This is a genomic window from Flavobacterium faecale, from assembly GCF_003076455.1.
Taxonomy (GTDB): domain Bacteria; phylum Bacteroidota; class Bacteroidia; order Flavobacteriales; family Flavobacteriaceae; genus Flavobacterium; species Flavobacterium faecale.
The window spans coordinates 3,740,438-3,754,661 of the sequence record NZ_CP020918.1 but is presented as its reverse complement, the minus strand read 5'-3'; the positions used below and the strand labels follow the sequence as shown (position 1 = coordinate 3,754,661).

The following is a 14,224-nucleotide window of genomic DNA, read 5'->3' as shown; positions in this document are numbered from 1 at the left end:
TACTATTCCATTTTTATTCTCGTTAAATTACCGATCATAAATGGTACTAATTACATAAATCTTTAAGAGTCGAAGATATAATCAAATGACCTATTTCTATTCCCATATCTACTGTAAGCAGCTATCTTGTCTTTAGTGTAAAAAGGGGCTATAAAGCCCCTTCATCTGTAAATGAATAATAGTTCTCTGGAGTAATAATTAAATGATCTAATAATTGGATATCAAGAATTTTACTGGCTGCTTTAACCTTGGCAGTAATTTGTTTGTCAGCTTCTGAGGCGATTAGTTTACCTGAGGGATGGTTGTGAATCATAATGATCCCAGTAGCATTGGCTTTTAGAGCTGCAGCAAATATCAATCTTATATCTACTACGGTTCCAGTGATACCACCTGATGATATTTCATAAGCACCTAGTACTTTGTTGCTATTGTTTAATAGTAAGATTTTAAATTCCTCAAAGAATTCAATTGTATTGGGATTCCAAATCTGTAAAGCAATTTGATAAGCAGATTTAGAGGATGTGATTAGAGGACGTTCTGCTGCTTTTACTCTTGATTTGTAATGCAATTGGATTTCTGAAACGGTACCCCAATTTGGATTTTTAGCATGATTTTCCATGATTTCTAAAATTAAAGATTAATAATAGAACTCGAAAGGTCATGGGCGAGCGAGTGCAAAAAGCAACGCAATAAAGGGAGGGGAACCCGAGTATTTATGGGGGAATTTTTTGCTAGCGAACCGAAGCCTATTACCTAACTTTGTTGTAGTATTTCTCGAAGGTTAGTCTCTTAGAACTGTACCTTTCAACTCAGGGGCCTTTTATTGTAAATTCCATTTTAGGGTGACAAAGGAATCTAAGATGTTTAATGGACTTATAATGTTTGTAACGACCTGATTAAAAGCTGTTTATTTAGAGGTGTGTTAATGATTCGTTTGCACTAATCCCAAGAATCTGAAAAGAAGTAGTCAGTCTCCGCATTTTTTATAAAATATCTTTAATAAACCTGATGGGTTATTGGTACAAACTTTAAAAATATCACTAAAACTGGGTATTGCCTAACGCTACAAAAATGCGTTTATTTACAAGTCAACTAAGAAATAAAAATAAGACGTGGTAGAGCATTTTAAATTTAGCCTTTTTACAAGCGTTACCTTTTCAATTATACTACCTTAGAACTCTTAAACAAATTTGATTAATTACAATTAATGGCAGCCGAACAAAAACAAAAATTAGAACAACAACTCTGGAACATCGCAAACACCCTACGTGGCAAAATGGACGCCGATGATTTCCGTGATTATATATTAGGATTCATTTTTTACAAATACCTGAGCACCAAGATGGATTTGTATGCCAACACCATCTTACAACCCGACGGATTGACCTTTTCACAAGTTGAAGGCCATCCAGACGAAGCTCTTTTGCTCGAAGAACTAAAGCAATTGGCTATTGATAAACTTGGTTTCTTCCTAGAGCCGTCAGAGTTGTTTTCTGAACTCGCACGTCGTGGTAACGCAGGCGGAAAAAACAATTTTATCCTAGGTGACCTTGCCAAAGTGCTTACCCACATTGAGCAAAGTACCATGGGGTATGAGAGCGAAGAAGATTTCGGAAACTTGTTTTCTGATTTGGACTTAACCTCGCACAAACTTGGAAAGTCTGAAAACGACAAAAACGAACTCATCGTAAAAGTCCTTACACATCTGGACGAAATAGATTTCGACCTAGAAAACACCGACTCCGATGTTTTGGGTGATGCGTACGAATACCTCATTGGGCAATTTGCCAGTGGGGCAGGAAAAAAAGCAGGCGAGTTCTACACCCCACAACAAGTCTCTAGCGTATTGGCGCAACTGGTAACCGTGGGCAAAGACAAACTAAAAAGCGTTTACGATCCTACTTGTGGCTCGGGTTCCTTATTGTTGCGTGTGGCCAAAGAAGTCAAAGACGTAAGCGAATTTTACGGCCAAGAAATGAATCCTACGACCTACAACCTTTGTCGTATGAACATGATCATGCACGACGTACACTACAAACGCTTCGACATCAAGAACGAAGATACCTTGGAGCGTCCGCAACACATCGATCAGCGTTTTGAAGCCATTGTTGCCAATCCGCCTTTCTCGGCCAACTGGAGTGCGAGCCCACTTTTTATGACTGACGAACGTTTCTCGGCCTACGGAAAACTAGCGCCATCAAGCAAAGCCGATTTTGCCTTTGTGCAACACATGGTCCATCAATTGGACGACAACGGAACCATGGCTATCGTTTTGCCCCACGGCGTTTTGTTTCGTGGCGGTGCCGAAGGTCACATTCGTAAATACCTAATCGAAGACAAAAATTACCTCGATGCCGTGATTGGCCTTCCCGCCAATATTTTTTACGGAACCTCGATTCCAACTTGTATTTTGGTGCTCAAAAAAACACGCCAAAACCCCGATGATGTTTTATTTATAGACGCCAGCCAACATTTTGACAAGGTAAAAACCCAAAATGTACTCCTAGAGGAACATATTGCTAAAATAATCACAACTTATAAAAACCGTACGCCCGAGGATAAATATTCGCATATCGCCAATTTGACCATGATTGCCGAAAACGATTATAATTTGAATATCCCGCGCTACGTAGACACCTTCGAGGCCGAAGCCCGCATCGATATCAACGCCATCGCTCTCGAAATTAAAACCCTAGACCAACAAATAGCCACGACCGACAAAACCATAGCCGATTTTTGTGCCGAATTGAATATTGTAACTCCTTTTTAATATGGAAAGTCAAATACTATTATACCAAACGGAGGATGGTGAGACTAAAATTCAAACTCGCCTCGAAAATGAAACGGTTTGGCTTACACAAGCACAAATGGCAGAACTTTTTGGAAAAGACAGGACTGTAATTACAAAGCACATAAGCAATATTTTTTCGGAAAATGAATTGGACGAAAAAAGCAATGTGCAAAATTTGCACATTGCAAATTCTGACAAACCTGTAAAATTTTACAATCTTGATGTTATTATTTCTGTAGGCTATCGCGTAAAAAGTTTACAGGGTACTAAATTCCGTCAATGGGCTACGGCTAGACTTCGTGAGTATATAGTAAAGGGTTTTACTATGAACGATGATATGCTAAAGCAAACTGGAGGTGGCAACTATTTTGAGGAGTTATTAGCTCGAATTAGAGACATCCGTTCGTCAGAAAAAGTGTTTTGGCGCAAAGTGTTGGATATTTATGCAAGCAGCATAGATTATGATCCAAAAGCCGAAAGTTCTATTTTGTTTTTTCAAACGATACAAAATAAAATGCATTGGGCGGCACACGGACGCACTGCAGCCGAAATAATTTACAAACGTATTGATGCTTCCAAAACCAATTTGGGTTTAACTAGCTTTAAAGGTAATAAACCTAACAAACAAGAAACAGAAATTGCTAAAAACTATCTGAATGAAGAGGAACTAAATATTTTGAATAGAATTGTCACTGCTTATTTAGATATAGCAGAACTGCAAGCACTAAATCAAAAACCAATGTATATGACCAATTGGATTGAAAAACTAGATGAGTTTATACAACTTACTGGCAATCAAATACTACTGCATTCAGGTACAATAAGTCATAAACAAGCTATTGAAAAAGCCAATGGTGAATATGAAAAATACAAATTACAAACCAGAGACGGCTTGAGTCAGGTTGAAAAACATTTTATTGAAAATTTAGAAAAAGTGAACAAAATCATCAAACCCAAAAACTAACCATGAAAAATTTGATACCACAAGTACGTTTTCCTGAGTTTGCGGGGGAATGGGAAGAAATAAAATTAGGGGAATTAACCGCAAAAATTGGTGATGGTTTACATGGGACACCTGTCTATTCTGAAGATTCAGATATATATTTTATAAATGGTAATAATCTAACAAACGGTAAAATTGAAGTTACAGAAAAAACCAAAAAAGTAGATTATAAAATTTTTGCTAAAAATAATAAAAGTCTTAACGAGAATAGCATATTAATTTCTTTGAATGGCACAATTGGGAGTATTTCAAAATATAACAATGAAAAAGTGATGCTTGGTAAAAGTGTTGGTTATTTTAATTTTAAAGAATCTACAGATTTTTATTTTCATACTTTTCACACAGATAAAATTCAAAATTTCTTCATTACTGAGTTAACGGGTTCAACGATAAAAAATTTATCATTAAAAACGTTAAGGGAAACTATTTTTCTTTTACCATCCCTTCCCGAGCAAACCAAAATCGCCAATTTCCTCACCGCAGTCGACGAAAAATTGACCGCCCTAAACCAAAAGAAAACCCTTTTGGAGCAATACAAAAAAGGCGTGATGCAGCAAATTTTCGCTCAAGAATTAAGGTTTAAAGATGATAATGGCAATGACTTTGCGGATTGGGAAGAGAAAAAGTTGGGGGAGGTTTGTATAAATATTTCATATGGAATGAATGCAGCAGCTACTACTTATGATGGTAAAAATAAATATTTACGAATAACTGATATCGAAGAATCCTCAAATGGGTTGAATATGGATAAGGCCACGTCTCCTAATGGAAAATTAGAAGATAAATTTAGAGTTAAAATAGGAGATTTATTATTCGCACGAACTGGAGCTAGTGTTGGTAAAAGTTATTTGTACCGTGAAGAAGATGGGATTTTATATTTTGCAGGTTTCCTTATTCGTTTCCATGTGAAACATGCAATTCCTTCTTTTATTTATTTGTATATGCAAACGTACAATTATGATAAATGGATCAAAGTAATGTCAATGAGGTCTGGACAACCTGGAATTAATGCAGAAGAATATAAATTATTTGAAATTCCTTTCCCTTCATTACCCGAACAAACGAAAATCGCAAATTTTCTATCTGCCATCGATGAAAAAATCAATCATTGCCAAGAACAAATAGACCAAAGCACGATTTGGAAAAAAGGGTTGTTGCAACAAATGTTTGTTTAAAAAAAGTATTATGACAGTATTACAGAAACTACAATACGATTTTATTCAAAATGAAATTTGGATCTTAACTTTTGGCGGCGCTTTTCAAAGATCAAATATTTATAGATCGAAGGATCAGGAAGAACAAAAAAAAGGAGTTTTCAAAAAAAGTATTAGATCTTTTATAGAAGACACGATCTTAGATAGTTATAAAACAATAATGGTCAGTGATACTGAGCATATTGAAAATATTAAAAGAGTAAGTGATTATAGTTCTAATTTTTCGGAACTGTTTAATAATGAGAAAATCAATTTTGGCATAGCGCAAAAAATGCTAAATCTCTATCTAAAGTACATGTGGTCATTGGGACATATCCAATCTCCACCGCATTTTCCAGTAGATCGAATCATTCAAGAACTGTTGAATAAAGAACTGAAAGCTTTAGGGATTAAAGGACTGGAATTAAAAGCTTGGACACAATTTACAGATGAAAATCATTATTTGAAGGTAATGAATAGTGCACGTGAATTAATAAGTAAAAAAGAATTATTTGCTAATCACAGTCTAGCAGAATTAGAATTATCATTATTTCAAAGGAGATAACTATGGCACATCAATCCGAGTTACAATTAGAAAACAACCTAATCCAGCAATTGCAGGGTTTAGGCTTTTAAAACTAACATTTAAAATACCTGTTTTTACAAATAAACGCAAATAAATACCTGTTTTTCCATATAAATACCTATTTTTCCTATATAATCTAAAAAGTACCTCATGTTACACCAGCAGTATTCACATAAGATAAGCGTTTTTCAAGGTAAAACAACACCCGAAGAAGGTTTGCTTGTGGGTTATGGGGCAATTCTTAATGGTGTAGATCTGGCAGTCCCTTTTCCAGAACAACTAGCACTTATTAGTTTTAAAAGAAGAAATTATAGTACCAAAAACTGGAAGGTCTTTTCCTCTCGAAATGCCTTTGAAGATACTTTATATAAGCATCTAGTTTTTGCCTTAAAATACGAAGGGATTAATTTGTTGTTCTTCAAGAAATTATTCGAAAAAATAACAACAGAAGAGCTCTTAGCACTCTTAAAAATAGAGCCAACAGGAATTTACAGTCGCAAAATATGGTTTCTGTACGAATGGTTGCAGGGCGAAAAATTAGACATTCCTGATTTGACCATTAAAAAAGCGATTCCGTTAATCGACGAAAAATTACAATACGCCATTGCAGGCATCAGTTCGCCACGCCACCGAATTATCAATAATTTGCCTGGTTCGGTTCTATTTTGTCCTATCATTCGAAAAACAGAAAAGTTAGAACACTACATCCAGTCGAACATTGGAAAACAAAAAAATGCCTACTTAGAACGAATGCACAAAGACGTGCTCCAACGAGCATCGGCTTATTTATTACTAAAAGATTCCAAAGCCTCTTTTACCATAGAAGGAGAAACGCCTAGAAACAATCGGGCTGCACGCTGGGGAAATGCTATAGGGCAAGCGGGGGTAAATACCTTAACGATAGAGGAACTAACCCGATTGCAACAATTGGTGATAGAGAGTAAGCGTTTTACAATAATGGGTATTCGAACACAACAAGGATTTGTAGGTGATCGTGATCGCGAAACGGGCGAACCTATTCCAGACCATATTTCGGCAAAACAAGAAGATCTAGAAGAACTATTAAGCGGATTATTTGCCACCAAAGAAATTCTTATCCATTCGGAACTAGACCCTGTTCTTGTTGCTACCAAAATTGCCTTTGGATTTGTTTTTATGCATCCCTTTATCGACGGAAATGGTCGTTTGCACCGCTATATTATTCACCACATATTGGCAAAGATGCACTATACTGAGCAAGGAATGATTTTTCCTGTTTCGGCGTCAATCTTATCACATATCAATGATTACAGCAAAACATTAGAATCCTATTCGCATCCTGTTTTAGAGCAAATAGATTGGAAAACTTCGCCTGACAAAAATGTAGCAATACATAGTAATACCATAGACTATTACCGATATTTTGATGCTACAGATCAAGCCGAATTTCTATATGATTGTGTACATGACACCGTAGTAAATATAATTCCTGCTGAGGTTGATTATTTGCGAAAATACGATGCGTTTAAGCGGTTTATTGATGACAGATACGAAATGCCAGATGATGTGGTGGGGTTGTTGGTTCGTTTTCTAGAACAAGGAGAAGGTAAATTATCAAATCGTGCCCTGAGTAAAGAGTTTTCGGCTTTGGAAGAAGCAGAAGTAAAGGATATAGAACGTACTTATTATGAAATATTTATAGAAGAATAACTATGGCACACCAATCCGAGTTACAATTAGAAAACAATCTAATCCAGCAATTGCAGGGTTTAGGCTATGTGTCTGTAAAAATTCAAGACGGAGACGCTTTAGTTTCTAATCTTAAAAGTCAGTTGGAGCTTTTCAACCGAACTACTTTTACAGCCAAGGAGTTTGATGCCGTTTTGAATCATCTTGCCAAAGGCAGTGTTTTCGAAAAGGCAAAAACCTTGCGTGACCGTTTTCAATTGACTAAGGAAGATGGTACTTCGTTTTATGTTCGTTTTTTTAATAGCGAAAATACGGGAGCTAATTTATACCAAGTTACCAATCAAATTTCATTAGAAGGAAGCTATAAAAACCGTTATGATGTCACGCTTTTGGTCAATGGTTTGCCTTTGGTACAAATAGAATTGAAACGTTCGGGTACAGAGATCAAAGAAGCTTTTAACCAAATCAATCGCTACCAATTGCATTCCTTTTGGAGCAATAGCGGGCTGTTTCAGTACGTGCAATTGTTTGTGATAAGTAATGGTGTAAACACCAAATATTTGGCTAATAACGAACTTCAATCGGTTAAGCAAACCTTCTTTTGGGCAGATGCCAATAATAAAAATATCACCGAATTAATGCCTTTCGCCAAAGCGTTTTTAAACCCTACGCAACTAGGTAAAATGATCGCACATTATATTGTGATCAACGAAACCCACAAAATCATGATGGTGTTGCGTCCGTACCAATATTATGCGACTGAGGCAATAATCAAGCAAGTCAAGCACACGAGTGACAACGCTTACATATGGCACACTACGGGATCGGGTAAGACGTTAACCTCGTTCAAAGCCAGTCAAATTTTGATGGATTTGCCTGATGTCTACAAAGTGGTTTTTGTAGTAGATAGAAAGGATTTGGATTTCCAGACCATGAACGAATTTAACGCTTTCAAAAAAGACAGCGTTGACGTAACTGACAATACACAATCTTTAGTAAAACAACTGACCGATAATACTAAGTTGGTTTTAACCACTATACAAAAATTAAACAATGCCGTTTCAGATCGTTTTAAACACCAAATAGAACCGCTACGTCATAAAAAAATAGTTTTCATTTTTGACGAATGCCACCGTTCGCAATTTGGAGAAACCCATGAAAGAATCACCAAGTTTTTTGATCAATCACAGCTGATTGGTTTTACAGGAACACCCATTTTTGCCGAGAACGCTTCTAAAAATGATAAGGGAAAGCGAACCACCAAAGATTTATTTGGTGACTGCCTGCACAAATACGTCATCACCGATGCCATTCATGACGAAAACGTACTTCGTTTTGGAATAGAATACGTGGGGAAATACAAGAACAAAAGCAAATCGTTTATTGATATAGAAGTCGAAGACATCGACAAACAAGAAGTATTGGATTCGCCTATGCGTATCGAGAAAATTGTAGATTACATTATAGCACACCACGATCAAAAAACGTTCAATAAACAGTATTCGGCTTTATTGACTGTGAGTAGCATTCCGAATGCCGTGCAGTATTATGATTTATTCCAAAAAAAGAAAGAAGCAGGCAAACACGATTTACGCATTGCTACAATTTTTACTTTTGGAGCCAATGAAGATTCAGATCAAGCACAGGATTATTTACCAGATGATGAAGAGTCTGGATTTGATATGGCTGCAGAAGGGCCAACGGCTTATGCGTCTAGCCACAGTCGCGACAAACTTGAAACCTACATTGGGCATTACAACCAAATGTACAATGGAAGTTTTACAACCAAGGATTCAGCGTTGTTTGAATCGTATTTCAAAGACATCAGCAAACGATTGAAAGATCGCGAGAAGAAAAACTTCAATGATGCCAAAGATCGTTTGGATATTGTGATTGTCGTAAACATGATGCTTACGGGTTTTGACGCTAAAAAGGTAAATACCTTGTACGTAGATAAAAACTTGAAGCAGCACGGCTTAATTCAGGCGTATTCAAGGACTAACAGAATTTTGGGCGAACAGAAATCGCAAGGAAATATTCTTTCTTTTCGAAATCTAAAAAAAGCCACAGACGAGGCCATTACTTTGTTTTCTAATAAAGAAGCCATCGAGGTGGTGACCATGCCGGACTATGATAAAATCGCTGAAAAGTTTGAAGAAGCTCTAAAAATAATGCGAGAAATCACGCCAACTTATCAAAGCGTTGACGACCTAGAATCCGAAGATGCCGAAGCTTTGTTTGTGCAAGCGTTTAGGAAATTGTTGCGTGCCATGAACGTTCTGCAATCCTACACCGATTTTGATTGGGAAGACATTGCCATAGACGAACAAGAATTTGAGGATTATAAAAGCAAATACCTTGACTTATACGAGAAGGTAAAGCGAGACACTAAGAAAGAGAAAACATCAATCTTGGACGATATCGATTTTGAGTTAGAGTTGATTCACCGAGATCAAATCAATGTGGCGTATATATTGAAATTGATATCACAGCTAAAAGGCACGAACACTTCTGAAGCCAAAGCGCAGCGCAAAGCCATATTGGATTTATTGGGTGGAGACATTCAGTTGCGAAGCAAGCGAGAGCTGATTCAGAAATTCATAGACGAGAACATGCCGCAAATCAAAGACGGCGACAACATCGAAGAGGAATTTGAGAAATTCTGGCAAGAACAAAAAGTACTAGCCTTAGGAAAACTCTGTGAAGAGGAACATCTAGACAAAGCACAATTCAAAGGCTTAATCGATGCCTACATCTACAGCGGCCGAGAACCCATCAAAGACGAGGTTTTTCAATGCCTAGACAACAGACCAAGTATTTTGCAAGCAAGAGTCATTGGGGATAGGATTATTGCAAAAATGAAGGAGTTTGTGGAATTGTTTGAGAAGGGGATGGTGGCTTAGTAACGAAGCTTTTTAAATTATAAAAAACGACATAGTATGAAACTAATAGCAATCAAGCTTAAAAATTTTAGAAGTTATAAAGAAGAAACTATCATTGATTTAGATGACTTGACAGTTTTTGTAGGTAAAAATGATATAGGTAAATCCACTGTTTTAGAAGCCTTGGATATTTTTTTCAATGAAGGAAAAGGAGCAGTTAAATTGGATAAAGATGATATAAATAAAGGAGCTATAGCTGATGGCGATAACAATATTTACATAACTGCAATTTTTGCAAATTTACCTGCGCAGATTATTATTGATGCAACTAACCAGACTACTTTCGAATCAGAATACTTACTTAATGTAAATAACCATTTAGAAGTAACAAAGAAGTATCCTAATGCTGGTACGGCTAAAGTTTTAATAAAAGCCAACCATCCAACTAATCCTTTATGTTCAGATCTTTTATTAAAGAAAATTACCGATTATCGAAAAATAATTAAAGATAATGATATTGCTTGTGAAAATCAGAGTGTAAATGCAATCATGCGTAATTCTATATGGACTCATTTCAGTAATGATCTACAGTTAAATGAAATAGATATTGACACATCTAAAGAAGACGCAAAGAATATTTGGGAAAAAATCCAAACTTATTTGCCCCAATATTCCCTATTTCAATCTGATCGTAAAAATAGCGATAACGATAGCGAAGTTCAGGATCCGCTTAAAAAGGCTGTACAGCAAATATTGGCAGATCAAGAAATAGTTGAAATGTTTGAGAATATAGCCCAAAGAGTTGCTGTAAGATTAACTGAAGTTTCAGATTTAACTTTAGAAAAATTAAGAGAGATGAACCCTGAAATAGCAAATACTTTAAACCCTATTATTCCTGCTTCTAATACTTTGAAGTGGAGTGATGTTTTTAAAAGTGTTTCAATTTGTGGTGATGAAAATATTCCAATTAACAAGAGAGGTAGCGGAGTTAAGAGATTGATTTTATTAAATTTTTTTAGAGCAGAGGCTGAAAGAAGATTGCAATCAGGAAACTCTCAATCGATAATATACGCAATAGAAGAACCTGAAACCTCACAACATTCAGATCATCAAAAATTGCTAATTAAATCATTTATTGAATTATCAGCAGCTAACAATACTCAGGTATTATTAACTACCCACAGTTCAACTGTTGTAAAAGGATTAAAGTTTAATCATCTGAGATTAATTGCAAAAAATGAAGATGGAGTAAAGTCGATTGGAAAAATAATCCCAAATCAGTTGCCTTACCCATCATTAAATGAAATAAATTTTATTGCATTTCGTGATTTAACTGAAGAGTATCATAATGAATTACATGGATTTATTGAAGCTGAAGGTTTTTGGAATGATTACAAAAACGGTAGGCCTACCATTAATTATAATAAGATATTTAGAGGAAGTGCTACAATACAACAAATTGTTTTAACTGAATATATTAGGCATCAGATCCATCATCCTGAAAACACTTCAAATACAAGATATACATTTGAACAACTTGAAGAGTCTGTTGTAGCAATGAGAGATTTTATAGTAGCTCAGAGGAATTAAATTATACCTTTGTTCTTACTAATTCAATAGAGTTATGATGTTATATAAAAATATTGAAAAGGAGTGTTTTAGGTAGATATTGAAATGGAAAATTATGGCACAGGGAAATTATAAAAAAGAATATGGAGGAAGTAAATCAGGATACCAAAAAGGTGTAAATGATACTTTAAAAGCAGTTGGCGTTATGATTGTATCATTGGCTTCAATGATTACTATAGCTTTTATTACTAAAAAGAAATAAATATGTCAGACTATGACTTCTCAACTTTAAACAGCTCCGATTTAGAAGAGCTAGTTTGTGATTTATTAAATCTAGACCAACCTGATGATTCAGTAATTAAATATAAAACGTTTAAAGAAGGAAAAGATAAAGGAATTGATTTGTTGTATTCAACTGATAATAATATGTTTGAGCAGGTTGGTCAAGTAAAACACTTTTATAGAACAGGGTATAACAAAATGTTATATCCCCTAAGAGCTACAGAAGTAGATAAAGTTAAAAAACTAAATCCAAACAGGTACATCTTTGCTACTTCAGTTGATTTAAGTGTAGCGAATGCAGAGGAGATTATGACATTATTTGAACCTCACATAAAAAACTTAAATGATGTTTATGGTAAAAAAGATTTAAATCGATTAATAGAAAATCACGAAGAAATATTAAATACTCATTACAAGCTTTGGTTGTCTGATTTTTCAATATTAAGAAAATTATTAGGATCAGATTTAGAATTTAGATCATCGGCTTTTGAAGAACATGAATTAAAAAGACGATTAAGAATTTATGTAAAAACACCACTTTTTGAAGATGTACAGAAAGCATTAGAAAAGAATAGATTTATTATACTTACTGGTGAACCTGGAGTTGGAAAAACAACTTTAGCCGAAATGTTAATTTATAAATACATTGCAGAGGGTTATAATTTATCTTACATTTTAGATGATATTAAAGAAGCAGAAAAAGTTTTAATTCCAGGGGATTCTAAACAAATAATTTATTTTGATGATTTTTTAGGGAGTAATAAAGTTGAAATTAATAAAGCTAAAGGAAGTGAAACGACTCTAAGAAAAATATTAAACAGAATTCCAGGGATGGAAAATAAATTAGTTGTATTTACAACAAGATCTTTTCTATTAAATACGGCTATTGAAGAAAGTGAAAATTTGAAAAGGTTTAACGTTAAAGCTAAATCAAGTTTATTTGAATTAAAAGAATATGACGAAGTTTTAAAAAGACAATTACTCAATAATCACATTGAAGATTCTGAATTAAAAGAAGAATTAAAAGAGCTATTATATGATGAAAAACTTCAAGAATTCATTGTAAAACATACAAATTATACGCCACGTTCAGTAGAATTTATTACTTCAGTAGAGTTAGTAAATCATTTTAATACTACTGAATTTAAAGAATTTATTTTTTCAAGTTTTAATTATCCAGATCAAATTTGGAGACATGCTTACATTGAACAAATAACAGAAGACGATAGGTTGCTTTTAAATACGCTTATCAGTTTTGGAGATTCTGCAAATATTACTGAATTAGAAAATGCTTATAATACTCGGGTTCGATATGAAGTCAAAAACAATAACAAGCACATTGAAATGTTTGCTTTTAGTAAGTCTTTTAAACGTTTGGAAGGCGGATTCATTCTATTGAAAAATGATGACGATGTAAATTTTATAAATCCTTCACTAATTGATTTTCTTATGAATTTTTTAGCAGAAAACCAAGACGAAGTTAATCGAATTGCAGAATCAGTTCAATATCTTTCACAGTTAACAGTACGTTTATTTTCTTTGGGAAGAACTGGGAAAGTTAAAATTCCCAAAAGTTTAGAAAAGAGATTACTTACAGATTATCAATCTTTTATAAGTAACGAAAATGTTGATTATGATTTAATTTATTTAGCGTTAGTAATTTATAAATATGTTGAAGATGATGATAAAGAGGAAGTTATTTGTGAAATAATTGATAGAATTACAGAGTGGAAAGCACTACATGAAGATTATTCTTTAAACTTACATTTCAAAAATTTTATGCTTTCAGTTAAAGGTAATGAATACATTAATTCTATATTGCAAAAGAGAATTGAAGAAATTGTCTCAGAACTTTTCAGAGGTACAAGAGAACTTAATGATGCGGTTGATTTATTAGCGCAGTTAATTGAAAGTTTTGATGTTGATTTAAAAAAATTAGACACAACAAATATCACTAATCATCTTGATGATTTATTCAGTGAACATATATTTAACGACATTGAAGATCTTATGGATTGGGCAACAGATGAAGGCGAAGTCTATGATAGAAGAAATGCGTTTGAAAATTTAAGTATACAAATTAATGATTTAGGGCTTGAATATAAAGCCGATTTAAGTGAATTCGATCAAGATTGGTTTGAAGTGTGTAGATGTAATGACATCAGGAGGATAATGGAAAAAAACGATTAACAAATAATTATTATCTTATTAATTAATAATCTGTACAATGCGGTAAATAATCAATCTATT

Annotated in this window: 10 protein-coding genes; 9 read left to right on the top strand and 1 reads right to left on the bottom strand. The window is 34.4% G+C overall.

Annotated elements, in window-relative coordinates; genetic code table 11:
- Nucleotides 1–148 precede the first annotated feature (148 nt).
- Nucleotides 149–619 carry a JAB domain-containing protein gene (locus FFWV33_RS15705; protein ID WP_108741781.1) on the bottom strand — a complete coding sequence of 157 codons (471 nt, stop codon included), beginning with the start codon at nucleotides 617–619 and terminating at the stop codon, nucleotides 149–151.
- A gap of 588 nt (nucleotides 620–1,207) precedes the next feature.
- Between FFWV33_RS15705 and FFWV33_RS15700 the strand changes: the two genes are divergently transcribed.
- The 9 genes from FFWV33_RS15700 (at nucleotide 1,208) to FFWV33_RS15665 (ending at nucleotide 14,164) form a co-directional block, all read left to right on the top strand.
- On the top strand, nucleotides 1,208–2,770 hold the full coding sequence (locus tag FFWV33_RS15700; protein ID WP_108741780.1) for a type I restriction-modification system subunit M: 1,563 nt from the start codon (nucleotides 1,208–1,210) through the stop codon (nucleotides 2,768–2,770).
- Nucleotide 2,771: 1 nt separating this feature from the next.
- A complete protein-coding gene (gene rhuM, locus FFWV33_RS15695) occupies nucleotides 2,772–3,755 on the top strand; it encodes a virulence RhuM family protein (RefSeq protein WP_108741779.1) in 984 nt (327 codons plus the stop codon).
- A gap of 2 nt (nucleotides 3,756–3,757) precedes the next feature.
- Entirely contained in the window at nucleotides 3,758–4,969 is a 1,212-nt protein-coding gene (locus FFWV33_RS15690) for a restriction endonuclease subunit S (protein ID WP_108741778.1), read from the top strand.
- 10 nt (nucleotides 4,970–4,979) lie between these two features.
- Nucleotides 4,980–5,552 (top strand): hypothetical protein, encoded by a 573-nt coding sequence (locus FFWV33_RS15685; RefSeq protein WP_159086053.1) that lies wholly within the window; start codon nucleotides 4,980–4,982, stop codon nucleotides 5,550–5,552.
- Nucleotides 5,553–5,723: 171 nt separating this feature from the next.
- Nucleotides 5,724–7,262, top strand: coding sequence for a Fic family protein (locus FFWV33_RS15680; RefSeq protein WP_108741776.1), 1,539 nt, complete (start codon nucleotides 5,724–5,726; stop codon nucleotides 7,260–7,262).
- 2 nt (nucleotides 7,263–7,264) lie between these two features.
- Nucleotides 7,265–10,144 carry a type I restriction endonuclease subunit R gene (locus tag FFWV33_RS15675; RefSeq protein ID WP_108741775.1) on the top strand — a complete coding sequence of 960 codons (2,880 nt, stop codon included), beginning with the start codon at nucleotides 7,265–7,267 and terminating at the stop codon, nucleotides 10,142–10,144.
- Nucleotides 10,145–10,180: 36 nt separating this feature from the next.
- A complete protein-coding gene (locus FFWV33_RS15670) occupies nucleotides 10,181–11,713 on the top strand; it encodes an ATP-binding protein (protein ID WP_108741774.1) in 1,533 nt (510 codons plus the stop codon).
- Between the two features lie 94 nt (nucleotides 11,714–11,807).
- On the top strand, nucleotides 11,808–11,954 hold the full coding sequence (locus FFWV33_RS19340) for a hypothetical protein (protein WP_159086052.1): 147 nt from the start codon (nucleotides 11,808–11,810) through the stop codon (nucleotides 11,952–11,954).
- A gap of 2 nt (nucleotides 11,955–11,956) precedes the next feature.
- A complete protein-coding gene (locus tag FFWV33_RS15665; RefSeq protein WP_108741773.1) occupies nucleotides 11,957–14,164 on the top strand; it encodes an nSTAND3 domain-containing NTPase in 2,208 nt (735 codons plus the stop codon).
- Nucleotides 14,165–14,224 lie beyond the last annotated feature (60 nt).

Coding starts and splice junctions, on each gene's coding strand:
- FFWV33_RS15705 (WP_108741781.1), bottom strand. CDS start 619: ATGGAAAATCATGCTAAAAATCCAAATTGGGGTACCGTTTCAGAAATC.
- FFWV33_RS15700 (WP_108741780.1), top strand. CDS start 1,208: ATGGCAGCCGAACAAAAACAAAAATTAGAACAACAACTCTGGAACATC.
- rhuM (WP_108741779.1), top strand. CDS start 2,772: ATGGAAAGTCAAATACTATTATACCAAACGGAGGATGGTGAGACTAAA.
- FFWV33_RS15690 (WP_108741778.1), top strand. CDS start 3,758: ATGAAAAATTTGATACCACAAGTACGTTTTCCTGAGTTTGCGGGGGAA.
- FFWV33_RS15685 (WP_159086053.1), top strand. CDS start 4,980: ATGACAGTATTACAGAAACTACAATACGATTTTATTCAAAATGAAATT.
- FFWV33_RS15680 (WP_108741776.1), top strand. CDS start 5,724: ATGTTACACCAGCAGTATTCACATAAGATAAGCGTTTTTCAAGGTAAA.
- FFWV33_RS15675 (WP_108741775.1), top strand. CDS start 7,265: ATGGCACACCAATCCGAGTTACAATTAGAAAACAATCTAATCCAGCAA.
- FFWV33_RS15670 (WP_108741774.1), top strand. CDS start 10,181: ATGAAACTAATAGCAATCAAGCTTAAAAATTTTAGAAGTTATAAAGAA.
- FFWV33_RS19340 (WP_159086052.1), top strand. CDS start 11,808: ATGGCACAGGGAAATTATAAAAAAGAATATGGAGGAAGTAAATCAGGA.
- FFWV33_RS15665 (WP_108741773.1), top strand. CDS start 11,957: ATGTCAGACTATGACTTCTCAACTTTAAACAGCTCCGATTTAGAAGAG.